Raw genomic sequence first — 15,767 nt, forward strand, 5'->3', positions numbered from 1 at the left:
CCGCGCTCCTTATGCCTGCACCAGCGTTGGCGCCTTGCGCACCAGGTCCGACACCTGGCCGTCGATGATGTGCACGTTGCGTTGCGAGCGCACTGCCAGCTCCGGATCGTGCGTCACCATCAGGATGGTGGTGCCTTGCGCGTTGATTTCCTCCAGCAGCTCCATCACGCCGCGCGCCATGGCCGTATCCAGGTTGCCGGTCGGTTCGTCGGCCAGCAGCAGCTTGGGCGAGCCGGCCAGCGCGCGCGCGATCGCCACGCGCTGCTGCTGGCCGCCGGACAGTTCGGCCGGGTAGTGCCGCATGCGCGAAGCCAGGCCCACCTTGGCCAGCGCATCTTCGATGCGCTCCTTGCGTTCGGCCGCATTGAAGCCGCGGTAGCGCAGCGGCACGTCGACGTTGTCGAACAGCGACAGGTCGGGGATCAGGTTGAAGCCCTGGAAGATGAAGCCCAGTTTCTCGTTGCGCAGGCGCGAACGGGCGTTGTCGTCCAGGCCTTTGACGTTGGTGCCGTCGAGGACGTATTCGCCGTCGGTGAACTCCTCCAGCAGGCCGGCGATGTTCAGGAAGCTGGTCTTGCCGGAGCCGGACGGGCCGGTCACGGTGACGAATTCGCCCTGCTTGACGTTGATCTCGAAGCCGCGCAGCGCGTGGGTTTCGATCATGTGGGTGCGGTACACTTTGCTCAGGTTTTGCATGCGCAGCATGAAGGGCCTCTTTACGGTTCGATTGGTGCGTTATTGGTTGATCGAGACGCGCTCGGCGTTCTCGAACGTCTCGGTGCCGGCGACCACCACCTTGTCGCCTTGCTTCAATCCACTCAGAATTTCCACTGCCGTCACGCTGGTGGCGCCCAGCTTGATCGGCGTGCGCACGGCCACGCCGTCGCGCAGCACGTAGGCGTAGCGGCCGCCCTCGGACTCGACGAAGGAGCCGCGCGGCAGCATCAGCACGTTCGGCTTTTCGTCGATCAGCAGGCGCGCGCTCACGCGCTGGCTCTGGCGCAGGCCCTCCGGCTGTTTGCCTTCGAAGCGCACGCGCGCCAGCACCTGGTTCTTCACCACTTCCGGCGACAGCGCGGACAGCTTGCCCATGGCGCTGCCGCCGCCCACCTGGATCTCGGCGTTCATGCCGATGCCCAGGTCGGCCACATAGGTCTCCGGCACTTCCACCTCCACCTCCAGCGCGGACAAATCCACCAGGGTCATCAAGGGCGCATTGGCCGGCACCACGCTGCGGTTTGGCACCGACAGGGTGCCGATGAAGCCGTCCACCGGCGCGCGCACGGTCAGCTCGTCCACCTTGCGCTGCGCGTTGGCCAGGTTCAGTTTCTGGCGTTCCAGCTGGGCCGACTTGGTCTTCAGCTCGAGCAGCACGTTGTCGCCTTCCAGTTCGGCCGCCTGCGCAGCGTGGCGCGAGCGGATCTCGGCGGCCTGCAGCGCGTCCTTGGCTTTCTGGTAGTCGATCTTGGCCACCACGCCTTCGTTGGACACGCTGTCGTAGCGCTCCAGCGTGCGCTGGGCGGACAGGCGGTCGATCTCGGCGGTGTCGGCGTCGCGCTTGGCCAGCATCTTCTGCTTGCGCGCCAGGATCTGCTGGCGCGCCACTTCGGCCGCCAGTTCCTGGTAGGTGGCCTGCTCGCGTTTCAGTTCGTCGGTCAGGTCGGGCGATTCCAGGATGGCCAGCACGTCGCCTTTTTTCACGGTGGCGCCGGCGTGGGTTTTCAGCGTGACCGTGGAAGGGGAGGTGGAGTACAGCGTCGGACTGACGGCGGCCACGATGCGGCCGTTCACGGCGGCGTCGCGTATCAGCGTGCCGCGCGTCACGTCGGCGATGCGCAGCCGCGCCGCGCTGACCGAATGGCTGCTGCCGGCCCAGTTGCCGTACAGGACGGCGCCGCCGGCCAGCAGCGCCACGGCCACCGCCAGCGCCATCAGCTTGCGCTTCAGCTGCTGCCCGGCCGGCGGCGCAATGACGGTGTCTTGATGGGAAGTGTCTCGGATCATGGTCTGTGCTTGTGAAAAATGTAAGCACGACAATGCAGAAACCATGCCAGCCGCATGTTGCCGCTAAGTGCTTGATTTATCAGGGGCCGACAGGCCATGTCCGCTGTCCGGCTGTCCGAGCTTGTCCGGCCGGACAGCCGCCTCGGCCATGCATGATTGCGTTCAACATGCATCTTTTTGTTGCCGCCGTGCTTACTTTTGTGGCTACTGTAACGCACTGTATCCGCGCGGGAAATTGCAAATGGTTGCGTATAACATTCAATGTTAGAAAATGTTGACAAGCTCGCCGAAACGCTCCTACACTGATAAAAGCAGCATCGAAAAACACCAGGAGACAAAGATGATCAAGCAGCACGGAAAGCACGCCGCCCAGGCGCGCAAGCAGGTGGTATTGGGTCTGACGGTAATGGCCAGCGTCATTGCACAGGCATATGCACAAGAGGCGGCCACGCCGCCGACGGCGCCGGTGGCAGCTGCCGCCGAGGCGGCACAGGACGGCGCAGCGCCGTTGCAAACCGTGAAAGTGACGGGTTTCCGCAACAGCTTGATCTCTTCCGCCAAAGATAAAAAGGAATCGGTCGGCTTCCAGGATTCGATCAATGCCGAAGACCTCGGCAAATTCCCGGACAAGAATATCGCCGAATCGCTGGCCCGCGTGCCGGGCGTGGGCGTGTCGCGCGACGTGACGGGCGAGGGCATGACGATCCAGATCCGCGGCCTGGGCTCCTCGTTTACCAAGATCCTGCTGAACAATTCGCCGGTGGCGGTGGCCTCGTCCGGCCCGATCGACGGCGCCAACACCAACCGCGAGGTCGACCTCGACCTGCTGCCGACCGACCTGTTCACCAAGCTCACCGTCAGCAAGAGCCCGACCGCGGGCCAGATCGAAGGCGGCGCGGCCGGCGTGGTCAACCTGCGCAGCGCGCGTCCGTTCGACAAGGAAGGCCGCCAGACCTCCATCAGCCTGACCGGCACCAAGCAGCAGATCGCCGACAAAGCCGGCGCGCGCGGCACCGCCATCTGGTCGAATACCTGGGAAGGCAAGTACGGTATCCTGGGCGGCATTTCGCTGTCGCGCCAGGAAGCCCGCACCACCGGCTTTGAAACCGTGGGCTGGACCAACCCCAACCTGACCGCCGCGCAAAGCAGCTCGCCGACCCGCAACAACACCGGCGGCGGCAACTGGACCATCCCTGCCACCGTGCCGGCCAATGCCGGCAACGGCCTGGTGGCGGGCACTGTGATCGACCAGGCTTTCCTGCTGTCGAAGAACCCGGGCCTGACGATCCAGCAGATCGACAACGCGATCGTGCCGCGCCTGGGCCGCACCATGGAATATTACGGCACCAAGGACAAGATTTCCGCCGTGCTGTCGGGTGAATACCGTCCGACCGAAAACCTGCATTTCTACGTCGACACCATGTACAGCAAGAAGGACGACGACATGCAGCGCAATGCCTACACCTGGGCGGTGCGCAACAACGCGTCGATCCCGCTGAACATGCAGGTCGATAAAACCGATTGCGCCAATGGCTGCACGGTCACCTCCGGCACCTTCGCCAACGCGCTGAACTTCATCGAGTTCGGCCCGCGCCGCGACAAGGTCGACCTGCTGGGCATCAACCCCGGCGCCGAATGGAAGATCACGCCGAAGCTGGTGCTGGACGTGGCGGGTAACTACAACCGCAGCCGCTTCACGCACGAAGCGCCAACCGTGATGCCGATGACCGCCCCGAACAGCGGCAACACCATCACTTACGCCAACAACGGCGGCGTGCCGTCGATCGTGTCCAACCTGGACCTGAGCAACCCGGCCAGCTACCAGTGGGTGGGCGGCCGCGTCAACATCCAGAACGAACTGCGCGAAACCGAAACCAAGGGCTTCCACACCAACCTGGCGTGGGGCGACAAGACGCTGACCATCAAGGGCGGCCTCGCCTGGGACGACATCGACCGCCAGATCCGCGCGCAGGACAACTCCGCCGCATGGCAGGCCGCCGTCTGCGGCAACAACCCGACCGTGTTCCTGCAAGGCCCGAACGGCGCGCCGGCCTGCAACGGCGCCAGCACCCCGGGCGCCAGCGCCGCCGCACTGTACCCGGGCTACGGCACCGGCTACACGGCCGGCCAGACCGCGCCGCTGACCTACCAGGGCTCGCTGATCACCAACGCCGCGCTGCCTGGCTACCTGGTGCCCGGCCCGTACGGCAACCTGGCGCTGGACTGGGACCGCTTCCGCAAGGATTCTAACTACGACTACTACAACAGCACCGCGCCGGATTCGGGCGCATCGTCCACCGGCGCCAGCGCCGGCTACATCCGCGAGAAATCGAAGGGCGTGTACATGGAAGCGAGCGGCGAACTGGCTCCGGCCGGCTTCACCACGCGCTGGAATGCCGGCGTGCGCTACGTGCGCACCAACCAGCAAGTGGGCGCGCTCAACTCGCAGTCCGATCCGCGCAATGCCAACCTGACGCTCAACGGCAGCAAGTACCCGAACATCAGCGCTTGGGTTTACCAGAACACGGACTACAGCAACGTGCTGCCATCGGCCACCGTTGCCGTCGACGTGCGCAAGGACATGGTGTTCCGCGCCGCCGCATCGCGCAGCATGACCCGCGTCGATCCAAACGCGCTGCGTCCGGGCATCAACTTCTCCGGCGTGTCGGCCGACACCGGCACCATGGGCAACCCGAACCTGAAGCCATACCTGTCTGACAACATCGACCTGGGCCTGGACTGGTACACCGGCCGCGAAGGCTACGTCTCGGTCACCGGCTTCCAGAAGCGCGTCAACGGCTTCACGGTGCAGGAAAATATCAGCATGCCGTTCAGCGCGCTGGCGCAGTACGGCATCAACTACGGCACGCTGATCCCGACGCAGCAGCAGGCGATCGATTCGCGCGGCGGTCCGGATGTGGCGCAGGTGGTAATGACCCGTCCACGCAACGCCGACGGCATCCTGCGCATTCGCGGCCTGGAACTGGGCTGGGTGCAGCCGCTCGACAAGCTGCTGCCGATCAAGGGCTTCGGCTTCAATGAAACGCTGACGCTGATCAACCAGAAGGCCAGCGGCGAAGGCTCCAGCGGCTTCATCGCGCTGGGCGTACCGAAGAAGACCAACAACTTCAGCGTGTACTACGAGAACCACGGCTACATGGCGCGCTTCATGCACACCTACTCGCAGGGCAGCCAGGTGGCCACGGCGAACCAGAGCGGCATCACGCAAGCTGCGCTGTTCGGCGACACCTACAAGCAGTGGGACTTCTCGTCGGCGATCGAACTGGACCAGGTGTTCGACCGCGAAGGCTGGCCATCGCTGACCTTCGACATCGTGAACCTGAACAAGGGCAAGCGCCGCGGCTACTTCCAGTTCTCGAACGCCACCATGTCGCAGTACGACCCGGGCCGCACCTTCGCAGTTGGCCTGCGCATGAAGTTCTAAACGAAAGGGCCGCATGAACCTTCGCTTCCCCAAGCGATGGCGGCCTGCTGCAACCCTGGCGGCGATGCTCCTCGCATCGCCCGCCATGGGTGCGGCGCCCGATGCACCCGTGCCGCAATTGCGCAAGCAGGGCACTGCCGTGCAGCTCATCGTAGACAACCAACCCTTCCTCGTGCTTGGCGGCGAACTGCACAACTCCAACGCCTCCAGCCTCCCCTACCTCGAAAAACTGTGGCAACCGCTGAAAGAGGCGGGCGTCAATACCGTGCTGGCCCCGGTCGAATGGGACCAGGTCGAGCCGCAGGAAGGCCGCTTCGATTTCACCGTGCTGGATGGCATGCTGAAGCAGGCCCGCGCCAGCAACAGCCGCCTGATCCTGCTCTGGTTCGGCGCCTGGAAAAATTCCATGTCGACCTATATGCCGCCGTTCGTCAAGCGCGACCAGCAGCGTTTCCCGCGCGCGCGCAACCGCGCCGGCCAGGCGCAGGATATCCTTTCGCCGTTCGGCGCCGCGACGCTGAAGGCCGATTCGGCAGCCTTTTCCGCCATGATGAAGCACCTCAAGCAGGCGGACCCGCAGCGCACCGTGCTGATGGTGCAGGTTGAAAACGAGATCGGCATGCTGCCGGACGTGCGCGACTACAGCGCGCCCGCCAACGCGGCGTTCGCCGGACCGGTGCCGGCGCAGCTGACGGCCTACCTGGCCGCCAACCGCGCCGGCTTGCACCCCATGGTGCGCAAGCTGTGGGAAAGCCGCGGCAGCCGCAACGCGGGCAGCTGGGGCGAGGTATTCGGCGACTCGATCGAGGCGCAGGAAGTGTTCCAGGCCTGGTACTACGCCGTCTTCACCAACGGGCTGGCGGCGGCCGGCAAGGCGGCCTACGGCCTGCCGATGTTCGTCAACGTGGCGCTGAACCGGCCGGGCAAGAAGCCGGGCGAGTATCCGAGCGCCGGTCCGCTGCCGCACCTGTTCGATATCTGGAAGGCGGGCGCACCGGCGGTCGACATCCTGGCCATCGACAGCTACTTCCCCAACTTTGCCGAATGGGCGCGCCAGTTCAAGCGGCCGGACAATCCGCTGTTCGTCCCCGAGGGCAACCGCATCGGCCGCCCGGAACTGGGCGCCAACGCCTTCTTCTCGATCGGCGAGCTCGATGCGATCGGCTACTCGCCGTTCGGCATCGAGGACATCAAGGACGCGCCCAAGGATCCGCTGCGCGGCGCCTACGCGCTGCTGCGCCAGATGACGCCGCTGATCATGCAGTCGCAGGGCAAGGGCGTGATGCGCGGCTTCAAGGCCAACCTGTCCTATGACGGCGTGGTCGACCCCACGCCGGCCAAGGTGATGCTGGGCGGCTTCCAGCTTGAAGTGAGCCTGGCCAACCAGTGGGGCAAGACCGAGAGCCTGGAGTACGAAGGGCGCGGCGGGCTGGTGATCCAGACCGGCGAGGATGAATTCGTCGTCGCCGGCAAAGGCATGACCGTGACCTTCCGCGATCCCGGCGACCCGGCCGCCACGGTCGGCATCGAGAAGGCCACCGAAGGCGGCTTCCAGGACGGCGCGTGGCAGGAGGGGCGCTGGATGAACGGCGACCAGACCCACCAGGGCCGCCATATCCGCCTCGACGGCGACCGCTGGTCGGCGCAGAAGGTCAAGCTCTACACATTCCGCTGACCGCGCGCATTGAATTCCCGGCAAGCGCCTCAACTTGCCAGGAATTCAATCACTCTCAATGCGGACATGTTCAAACTGCTGGCAGGCTTCAGCGCTCCCCTTATCGACTACCCCTTCCCGCGCAGCGACGTGGCGATGTACGCCGCCACGCTGCCGCCCCACGCCGGCGCTGCACTGGTGGACCGGCAGACCTGGGACGACCTTCTGCTGGACCAGTATGCGGACCGGCTGGCGCGCGGGACCAGCATCTTCGGCCAGCAGGAGCTGCACCGCCGCCTGCTCGGCACCGGCAGCGGCGCTGCCGCCGACGTCGCCGCCACCGCGGCCACCGCGGCCCGCGTGCGCGCGCTGGCGGCGGACGGCGCGGACCCGCACCGCGCCGCTTTGCAAACCGCCTGCGCCGATCTGCGCTGCGCCGAAACCGAAATCGCCGGACTGCTGTTCGGCGCCGGGCCCGCCCCCGCGCCGCGCTGGAGCCGCCTGCTCAAGTGGCTGCCGCCCGCCTTCCTGCTGAGCGCTGCGCTGGTGCTGCTGTGGTGGCCGCTCTGCGTGGCGGCGCTGGTCCTGTGGGTGCTGCTGATGCTGGTGCAGGTGAAGTTCTACGAGCAGTCGCAGCGCTGGGAGCAGCTGGTGGGCACGCTGCAGCTGCAGTTGCGCGCCCACAGCCTGCTGGGCGCGCTGGCGGGCGGCGCCGGGCCTGGCGCCGCGCTAGCCGCGCCTTTCCGCGACGGTGCCGCCCAGGCCGGCAAGCTGAGCCGCCAGCTGGGCCGTTCCTCGCTGGAGAGCGTCATTCCCGGCTTGAAGGAGTACGGTGAATGGATAGGGCTGTCCAACATCCGCCGCTACTTTGCCGGGCGCGACCTGTTCCTGGCCCACCGCGCCTTCCTGCGCGACAGCTACCGCATGGTGGCTGGCCTGGACGCCGACCTGGCGCTCGCGCGCGAATTGCGCGCCGCGCCGGTGGTCTGCTGGGCGACGCAGCCCGCATCCGCCGCATCGCCAGCTGCGCAGCTGCAGCTGGACGGCCTCGTCCACCCGCTGCTTGACCAGGCCATGCCGCTCACCATCACGCTGGAAGGCAAGGGCGCCTTCATCTCCGGCCAGAACGGCATCGGCAAAAGCACCCTGTTGCGCACGCTGGGCCTGAACCTCATTACCGCGCGCGCCTTCGGGTTCTGCTACGCGCGCAGCGCCAGCGTGCCGCTGCTGCCGGTCTACTCCAGCATGCAGAGCGAAGACTCGCTGGCCGGCGGCGAAAGCCTGTACATCGCCGAACTGCGCCGTGCGCACGAGCTGCTGGCGCTGGCCGGGCAGGGCCGCGCCGTCTTCCTCATTGACGAAATTTTCCGGGGCACCAACCACCTCGAATCCGTGTCCGGCGCCGCCGCCGTGCTGGACACGCTGGCGCAGCAAGGCACGGTGCTGGTCTCCTCGCACAACCTGGTGCTCGCCCCCTTGCTGGCGCACCGCCTGGCGCCGCTGTGCGTCAGCGCCGAAGACGGCCAGCTGCGCGTGCGCCCCGGCGTGCTGGCCCACACCAACGGCCTGACCCTGCTGGCCCAGCGCGGCTTCGGTTCCGCCATCGAAGCCAAAGCCGCGCAAGTCCACGCCTGGCTGGGCAACTACCTGGCCCACCCCGACGATTGCGGCCACGTCCTGCGCGCAGCCTGATACACGGATTCCGGCCATTGCGTATATGTCGTTTCATGCGTGGCCAGGGCATTGTGCTTGGCGTGGCGGCTGGCGATCGCCTCAATCTTGCTTGAGCGGCTTGTTCTTGTCGATCACTTCGCGGCAGTCGCCCTTGATGATGGCGTTGTCGTAGTTGGTCCAGCCGTAGCTGTCCACGTAGCGCTTGTGCTGCTTGAATGTCGGGCTCAGGAAGCTCCATTCGAGCCGCTCGCCTTCATAGCGGATGTCGCCCATGTCGAGCAGGGTGTGGAACATGTTCTCCGTCGCCAGCCGCGCCTTCTTGTGCTTGGCCAGCTGCTGCACCTTGCCGGGATAGCGTTCCTGGTACTGGTCCGAGTACCAGACCAGGGCCGGCACGTGGAATTCGTACTGCGTGTTGTGGCCGTGGAAGGCCAGGCGGCAGCTGCCGTCGTACAGGGTCTGGCCGTGGTCGGACACATACAGCATGGACGCGGCCACCTGCTGCGCCTTCAGCGTGCCGATGACCTGCGCCAGGAACCAGTCGGTGTAGAGGATGGAGTTGTCGTAGCTGTTATTGAGCTGCGGCTTGATCTTCAGGTCGGTGTAGGCCGGCTTGTCGATGCCGTACAGCGAGGGCTGCCACTTGTCGAACTCCTTCGGGTGGCGCTGGCTGTAGTTCCAGTGGCTGCCCAGCGAGTGCAGCACGATCAGCTTTTTCGGCGCCGGGTCGGCCAGCGCGTGCTTGAGCGGATCGAACAGGATCTGGTCGAAATTGGAATTGTTGGTGAAGCCGCCCAGGTTCAGGAACTGGATCACGTCCGCTTCCTTGGCGAACACCGACACCGGGGTGTCGAACTGGCCGAATGAAATCTGGTTCGACAGCCAGTAGGTCTTGAAGCCGGCTTCCTTGTACGCGGTGATGAAGGACTTTTCGGCGAAGCCGTCCTTCAGGCTGTGCATGGCCGGCTTGCGTGAAATGATGACCGGCACCGACAGGCGCGTGGCCGAGACGGCGGTGATGACGTCGCGCAGCGTGACCAGGTTGCTTTCCTTGCTCAGCAGCGGATTGGTCTCGCGCGCGTAGCCGTTCAGGCTCCAGCGGTCGTAGCGCGACGATTCGCCCAGCACCATCACCACCACCTGCGGCTCGCTGTTGCCTTCGGCCTGGCGCGCCTTGAAGGTGAAGCTGCTGCTGGTGCGGCCCAGTTCGGCCAGGTGCTGGCGCTCGTTGTAGAAGTCCACCCCGCGCCCCATCAGGCCGAACGGCCAGGTGTTGCTGAAGGCGGCGAAATCGACCGGCACCTTGGCCCACCAGGCCAGCGGCGCCAGCTTCCAGCCGGTGCGGCCGGCCGGCGCCACGGCCCCGGTGGCGGCGGCGCTGGCGGCCGCGTCGTCCTCTTCCGCGTCCTCCAGCTCGGCCGACGCGCCGTCGCCGAAGCCGGAGGCGTGCACGCTGGCCGGCGCCGAGGCGGCCGCCGAGGCATGCGCCGAACCGTGCCTGGCCGGCTTGCCCGCCACGCCGAATTCCCAGCCGTAGCCGGCCAGGCAGGCCAGCGCCGCCACGATGGCCAGCGCCACCCAGCGCGAGCTGTCGCTCCAGGCCAGCGCGCGCGTCCTGACCGCCACGTACCAGCCCGCGCCGAACCAGGCGATGACGCCGGCCAGCACCGCCGCCATCAGGTACACGGTGCGGCCCAGGAATTCCATGGCTTCCTTGGGGCTGGTCTCGGCAATGATGCCCAGGTGGTGGGTGGAGATACCCTGGCCGTAGTAGACGATCAGGTAGACCTCGGTGGGCAGCGCCAGGAAGGCCGGCAGCAGCAGCCAGTGGAACCAGGCCGGGCGCTTGAACACGGCCCACACGGTGACCCAGGCCACCACTTCCATGCCCAGCGTCTGCCACGGTGCGTCCACCGGCTTGCCCAGCAGCAGGGGCACAAAGGGCACGGCAGACAGGGCCAGGTAGCTCAGCAGCAGGAAGGCTTGGGCCGCCAGCGAACTGGCGGCGGGAGCGGGGACGGGGCGAAACAGAAGACGCATGACACGGGAAATAAAAAAAAGTTGCCCATTATCCGGCCCTTTGCGCCGCGCGGCGAGCGCTTTCGTGCACGGAGGGGGCGCCCGGGGCTGCCGGGCGCGCCGGCTCAGCAGAGCTGGCCGTGGAATGGGTCGCTGACGGTGCCGTTGCGGTAGTCGATGCCGCTGAAGGCGGCGTATTGCGCCAGCGTACGCTCGCTGCCCAGGCCGTAGGCGCCGGGCAGGCCGTCGCCGCACAGCAGGCGCCGCAGGCGCTCGGCCGCGCGCGTTGTCAGGTAGGCGCCGCTGAAGGCGCGCAGGCGGTCCACTTCGCCGTGCCAGTGGTGGCTGTCGTGCGGCGTGTTGGGCGCCTTATATAAATGGTACAGCGGCACGTGCAGCGGGTGGTAGATGTCCCAGCCGCGGGTCCAGGCCCGCACCGCCAGGCTTTGCTCTTCGCCGTGGAAGTAGAGATAAGGGTCGTACGGCACGTCGTCGATAAAGCTGCCGTGGCAAAACACGAAGCCGCCGGCGATGTGGCAGGCCGGCACCGGACGGTCGGTGAACAGGTGCCTGGCGATGAAGCGCAGCACCACGTCGCCGCCGGGCAGCAGCGGGGTGTCCGGGTGCGGGCGCAGCACCAGCACGGTCTTGCCCTCGGGCGGCGTGTAGTGCGGCACGCCGTCCACCATGTCGAAGCGGTAGGGGTAGGTACTCATGACCGGCTTGGGCGCCAGCTCCAGCAGCTGGCCGTGCTGGCGCCGCAGCGACTCGTCCCAGCCCGGCTCGAAGCAGGTGTGGGAATCGATCTGCAGCAGGTACTGTTCGCCGTCATACAAGGAGAAGGCCAGGTTGCGGGCCCAGCTCACGCCCAGCGTGTCCTGCAGCTGCACGTGCACGTAGCGCACCAGGCCGCCGTACGGCAGGGCGGCGACGGCGGCGCGCTGGCTGGCGTAGTGCTGGTCCACCACGGCAAAGCGCAGCCGCTCCGGATGGGCGGCCTTGGCCACCGCCTCGTTGAGCGTGAAGAACAGCATCGGGTCCAGATAGGACGCCAGGCTGACGAAGATGTTCTGGTTCGACATGATGGAAATGGTAACAGTTTCCATATTGCACGTATGCTGCCGAAATGCCGCAGCGGCAGGGCCGGTGGCGGCGAAAGGGTTTGACTCGACTTGTTTACCAGTCTATACTCGCGAGTTCTCGATTTATTCTGCGCATCGTATACGCTTTTTGCAGGCCGCTCCTGGTGAGTGGCTGCTCGCGCCTTCGGTGCCGCATGCGGAAGTGAGTCGGGACTAGGTTTTAGCCCCCGGACGCTTGTCCGGGTTGTCAACGGTAGTAATTTTGTTGGATTAACAACGATGCCAACCATCAATCAATTGATTCGCAACCCACGCGTTTCGCTGCGCGTGAAGAGCAAATCGCCGGCGCTGGAAAACAGCCCGCAAAAACGTGGCGTTTGCACCCGTGTGTACACCACCACCCCTAAGAAGCCTAACTCGGCACTGCGTAAAGTCGCCAAAGTGCGTCTGACCAACGGTTTCGAAGTGATTTCGTACATCGGCGGCGAAGGCCACAACCTGCAAGAGCACAGCGTGGTTCTGCTGCGCGGCGGCCGTGTAAAAGACTTGCCGGGTGTGCGTTACCACATGGTTCGCGGTGCACTGGATACCCAGGGCGTTAAAGACCGTAAGCAAGCTCGCTCGAAGTACGGTACCAAGCGCGCTAAAGCAGGTAAGAAGTAATACCAAGTTTCGTTTAGTGGCAGCTAACTAAGTGAATGTATCGGTCGAACTGACCGAGTAAGTGGACCACTATGATGGTGATCCGCGAGCTGCGGAACATATCGCCGCAAGCTCAACTGAAGATTGAAAGGAATTGATATGCCACGTCGTCGTGAAGTACCCAAGCGCGAGATTCTGCCGGATCCAAAATTCGGCAACACCGATGTCGCCAAGTTTGTAAACGTGCTGATGCTGTCCGGTAAGAAGTCGGTCGCAGAAAACATCATCTACGGTGCTTTCGAGCACATCGCTTCGAAATCCGGCAAAGATCCGCTGGAAGTGTTCGCTACCGCGATCAACAACGCCAAGCCGCTGGTTGAAGTGAAATCCCGTCGCGTTGGTGGTGCAAACTACCAGGTGCCGGTTGAAGTCCGCCCAGTGCGCCGTATGGCCCTGTCCATGCGCTGGCTGCGTGAAGCTGCCAACAAGCGCAGCGAAAAATCCATGCCACAACGCCTCGGCGGTGAGCTGATGGAAGCGGCTGAAGGCCGTGGCGGTGCAATGAAGAAGCGTGACGAAGTGCACCGTATGGCTGAAGCGAACAAGGCGTTCTCGCACTTCCGCTTCTAATAAAACTGGCCGGAATCTGGTGTTCCGGCCGTTTAATCATTTGTTCGAAGCCGGGCTCATTTTGGAAAAAATGGCGTCCGGTTTTGTCCATTAAAAGATTTAGGATCTATTATGGCCCGCAAGACCCCCATTGAGCGCTACCGCAACATCGGTATCTCCGCTCACATCGACGCTGGTAAAACCACCACCACCGAGCGCGTGCTGTTCTACACCGGCGTGAACCACAAAATCGGTGAAGTGCACGACGGCGCCGCCACCATGGACTGGATGGAGCAGGAACAAGAGCGCGGCATCACCATTACTTCCGCAGCGACCACCTGCTTCTGGAAGGGCATGGCGAACAACTTCCCTGAGCACCACATCAACATCATCGACACCCCGGGCCACGTTGACTTCACCATTGAAGTTGAACGCTCGATGCGCGTGCTGGACGGCGCTTGCATGGTTTACTGCGCAGTGGGCGGTGTACAGCCTCAGTCGGAAACCGTATGGCGTCAGGCCAACAAGTACAAAGTGCCACGTCTGGCCTTCGTCAACAAGATGGACCGTACCGGCGCCAACTTCTTCAAGGTCTACGAGCAGATGCGCGCTCGCCTGAAGGCTAACCCGGTCCTGATCCAGATCCCTATCGGCGCTGAAGACAACTTCAAAGGCGTGATCGATCTGGTCAAGATGAAAGCCATCATCTGGGACGACGCGTCCCAGGGCATGAAGTTCGACTACGTCGACATTCCTGCGGAACTGGCTGCCTCGGCCGCCGAGTGGCGCGAGAAGATGGTTGAAGCCGCTGCCGAAGCGACCGAAGACCTGATGAACAAGTACCTGGAAGAAGGCGACCTGACCGAAGCCGAGATCAAGAAAGCGCTGCGCGACCGCACCATCGCTTCCGAGATCGTTCCTATGCTGTGCGGCACCGCCTTCAAGAACAAGGGCGTGCAAGCCATGCTGGACGCCGTGATCGAATACCTGCCATCGCCAGTCGACATCGACGACGTGACCGGTACCGACGAGCACGAAGAGCCTGCATCGCGTAAAGCTGCCGACGACGAGAAATTCTCGGCGCTGGCCTTCAAGATCATGACCGACCCGTTCGTCGGCCAGCTGGCCTTCTTCCGCGTGTACTCCGGCGCCATCAACTCGGGCGACACCGTGTACAACTCGGTCAAAGGCCGCAAAGAGCGCCTGGGCCGTATTCTGCAGATGCACGCCAACCAGCGCGAAGAGATCAAAGAAGTGCGCGCCGGCGACATCGCCGCTGCGGTGGGCCTGAAAGACGTGACCACCGGCGAAACCCTGTGCGATCCAGCGTCGATCATCGTGCTGGAACGCATGGTGTTCCCGGAGCCGGTGATTCAGCAGGCTGTTGAGCCGAAGACCAAGGCTGACCAGGAAAAAATGGGCCTGGCGCTGAACCGCCTGGCACAGGAAGATCCTTCGTTCCGCGTGAAGACCGACGAAGAATCCGGCCAGACCATCATCGGTGGTATGGGCGAGCTGCACCTGGAAATTATCGTTGACCGCATGAAGCGCGAATTCGGCGTGGAAGCGACCGTTGGCAAGCCACAAGTGGCTTACCGCGAAACCATCCGCAAGGTTTGCGAAGAAATCGAAGGCAAGTTCGTCAAGCAATCCGGTGGCCGCGGCCAGTACGGCCACGTGGTTCTGAAGATCGAACCGCAAGAGCCAGGCAAGGGCTTCGAATTCGTGGACGCGATCAAGGGCGGTACCGTGCCTCGCGAATACATCCCTGCAGTAGAAAAAGGCGTGCGCGAAACGCTGCCTACCGGCGTGCTGGCCGGCTACCCTGTGGTGGACGTGAAGGTCACGCTGTTCTTCGGTTCGTACCACGACGTGGACTCGAACGAAAACGCGTTCCGCATGGCCGCTTCGATGGCGTTCAAGGACGGCTGCCGCAAGGCAAATCCAGTCATCCTGGAACCAATGATGGCAGTGGAAGTGGAAACGCCGGAAGACTACGCCGGTACCGTGATGGGCGACCTGTCGTCCCGCCGTGGTATGGTGCAGGGCATGGACGAAATCCCAGGCGGCGGCGGCAAGATCATCAAAGCCGAAGTGCCTCTGTCGGAAATGTTCGGTTACTCGACCACCCTGCGTTCCGCAACGCAAGGCCGTGCGACCTACACGATGGAATTCAAGCACTACTCGGAAGCGCCTAAGCACGTAACCGACGCAATCGTTACCGCTAAAGCGAAGTAAAATAATGAATTGACCGGCCGAGGGGTGATCCCCCCGGCCGGGCAACTTTAAATCTTGTTCTAAGGAAGAATAAAATGGCAAAAGGTAAATTCGAGCGGACCAAACCGCACGTCAACGTTGGCACCATCGGTCACGTCGACCACGGCAAAACCACCCTGACCGCAGCAATCGCAACCGTTCTGTCGAAGAAATTCGGCGGCGAAGCTAAAGCTTACGACCAGATCGACGCTGCACCGGAAGAAAAAGCACGCGGCATTACCATCAACACCGCACACGTCGAGTACGAGACCGCATCGCGTCACTACGCTCACGTTGACTGCCCAGGCCACGCCGACTACATCAAGAACATGATTACCGGTGCTGCGCAGATGGACGGCGCGATCCTGGTTTGCTCCGCAGC

At 64.1% G+C, this 15,767-nt stretch carries 11 protein-coding genes; 7 read left to right on the forward strand and 4 right to left on the reverse strand.

Annotation, left to right across the window (positions count from 1 at the left end):
- Nucleotides 1-9 precede the first annotated feature (9 nt).
- Both AC6H42_RS22415 and AC6H42_RS22420 read right to left on the reverse strand, forming a co-directional pair.
- On the reverse strand, nucleotides 10-705 hold the full coding sequence (locus AC6H42_RS22415) for an ABC transporter ATP-binding protein (protein WP_057155373.1): 696 nt from the start codon (nucleotides 703-705) through the stop codon (nucleotides 10-12).
- Nucleotides 706-735: 30 nt separating this feature from the next.
- Nucleotides 736-2,004: an efflux RND transporter periplasmic adaptor subunit gene (locus AC6H42_RS22420; RefSeq protein ID WP_497548984.1), complete on the reverse strand. Its 1,269-nt coding sequence runs from the start codon at nucleotides 2,002-2,004 to the stop codon at nucleotides 736-738.
- A 340-nt stretch (nucleotides 2,005-2,344) separates the two neighbouring features.
- Between AC6H42_RS22420 and AC6H42_RS22425 the strand changes: the two genes are divergently transcribed.
- The 3 genes from AC6H42_RS22425 (at nucleotide 2,345) to AC6H42_RS22435 (ending at nucleotide 8,795) form a co-directional block, all read left to right on the forward strand.
- On the forward strand, nucleotides 2,345-5,449 hold the full coding sequence (locus tag AC6H42_RS22425) for a TonB-dependent receptor (protein WP_057155375.1): 3,105 nt from the start codon (nucleotides 2,345-2,347) through the stop codon (nucleotides 5,447-5,449).
- A gap of 13 nt (nucleotides 5,450-5,462) precedes the next feature.
- On the forward strand, nucleotides 5,463-7,124 hold the full coding sequence (locus tag AC6H42_RS22430) for a GH35 family beta-galactosidase (protein WP_057155376.1): 1,662 nt from the start codon (nucleotides 5,463-5,465) through the stop codon (nucleotides 7,122-7,124).
- A 66-nt stretch (nucleotides 7,125-7,190) separates the two neighbouring features.
- Nucleotides 7,191-8,795 carry a MutS-related protein gene (locus AC6H42_RS22435; RefSeq protein WP_497548985.1) on the forward strand — a complete coding sequence of 535 codons (1,605 nt, stop codon included), beginning with the start codon at nucleotides 7,191-7,193 and terminating at the stop codon, nucleotides 8,793-8,795.
- 81 nt (nucleotides 8,796-8,876) lie between these two features.
- Here AC6H42_RS22435 and AC6H42_RS22440 read toward each other — a convergent pair whose 3' ends face one another.
- Together AC6H42_RS22440 and AC6H42_RS22445 are read right to left on the reverse strand one after the other, a co-directional pair.
- On the reverse strand, nucleotides 8,877-10,817 hold the full coding sequence (locus AC6H42_RS22440) for a phosphoethanolamine transferase (protein ID WP_497548986.1): 1,941 nt from the start codon (nucleotides 10,815-10,817) through the stop codon (nucleotides 8,877-8,879).
- Between the two features lie 104 nt (nucleotides 10,818-10,921).
- Nucleotides 10,922-11,902 (reverse strand): GlcNAc-transferase family protein, encoded by a 981-nt coding sequence (locus tag AC6H42_RS22445; protein WP_082551805.1) that lies wholly within the window; start codon nucleotides 11,900-11,902, stop codon nucleotides 10,922-10,924.
- A 255-nt stretch (nucleotides 11,903-12,157) separates the two neighbouring features.
- Between AC6H42_RS22445 and rpsL the strand changes: the two genes are divergently transcribed.
- From rpsL to AC6H42_RS22465, 4 genes are all read left to right on the forward strand, one after another.
- Nucleotides 12,158-12,541 carry a 30S ribosomal protein S12 gene (gene rpsL, locus AC6H42_RS22450; protein ID WP_056392507.1) on the forward strand — a complete coding sequence of 128 codons (384 nt, stop codon included), beginning with the start codon at nucleotides 12,158-12,160 and terminating at the stop codon, nucleotides 12,539-12,541.
- Between the two features lie 138 nt (nucleotides 12,542-12,679).
- Complete coding sequence (rpsG, locus tag AC6H42_RS22455) at nucleotides 12,680-13,150, forward strand: 30S ribosomal protein S7 (RefSeq protein ID WP_057155378.1); 471 nt, start codon at nucleotides 12,680-12,682, stop codon at nucleotides 13,148-13,150.
- Nucleotides 13,151-13,261: 111 nt separating this feature from the next.
- Nucleotides 13,262-15,367 (forward strand): elongation factor G, encoded by a 2,106-nt coding sequence (fusA, locus tag AC6H42_RS22460; protein ID WP_057155379.1) that lies wholly within the window; start codon nucleotides 13,262-13,264, stop codon nucleotides 15,365-15,367.
- A 74-nt stretch (nucleotides 15,368-15,441) separates the two neighbouring features.
- Nucleotides 15,442-15,767, forward strand: a 326-nt coding sequence (locus AC6H42_RS22465) for a GTP-binding protein (RefSeq protein WP_497548987.1), incomplete at its 3' end; no start/stop codon positions are given.

It is taken from the genome of Massilia sp. NBRC 108631, from assembly GCF_059704565.1.

Excerpts from the sequence above, each read along its gene's own strand:
- fusA (WP_057155379.1), top strand. The coding sequence starts at position 13,262 with ATGGCCCGCAAGACCCCCATTGAGCGCTACCGCAACATCGGTATCTCC.
- AC6H42_RS22425 (WP_057155375.1), top strand. The coding sequence starts at position 2,345 with ATGATCAAGCAGCACGGAAAGCACGCCGCCCAGGCGCGCAAGCAGGTG.
- AC6H42_RS22440 (WP_497548986.1), bottom strand. The coding sequence starts at position 10,817 with ATGCGTCTTCTGTTTCGCCCCGTCCCCGCTCCCGCCGCCAGTTCGCTG.
- AC6H42_RS22435 (WP_497548985.1), top strand. The coding sequence starts at position 7,191 with ATGTTCAAACTGCTGGCAGGCTTCAGCGCTCCCCTTATCGACTACCCC.
- AC6H42_RS22415 (WP_057155373.1), bottom strand. The coding sequence starts at position 705 with ATGCTGCGCATGCAAAACCTGAGCAAAGTGTACCGCACCCACATGATC.
- AC6H42_RS22445 (WP_082551805.1), bottom strand. The coding sequence starts at position 11,902 with ATGGAAACTGTTACCATTTCCATCATGTCGAACCAGAACATCTTCGTC.
- AC6H42_RS22430 (WP_057155376.1), top strand. The coding sequence starts at position 5,463 with ATGAACCTTCGCTTCCCCAAGCGATGGCGGCCTGCTGCAACCCTGGCG.
- rpsG (WP_057155378.1), top strand. The coding sequence starts at position 12,680 with ATGCCACGTCGTCGTGAAGTACCCAAGCGCGAGATTCTGCCGGATCCA.
- rpsL (WP_056392507.1), top strand. The coding sequence starts at position 12,158 with ATGCCAACCATCAATCAATTGATTCGCAACCCACGCGTTTCGCTGCGC.
- AC6H42_RS22420 (WP_497548984.1), bottom strand. The coding sequence starts at position 2,004 with ATGATCCGAGACACTTCCCATCAAGACACCGTCATTGCGCCGCCGGCC.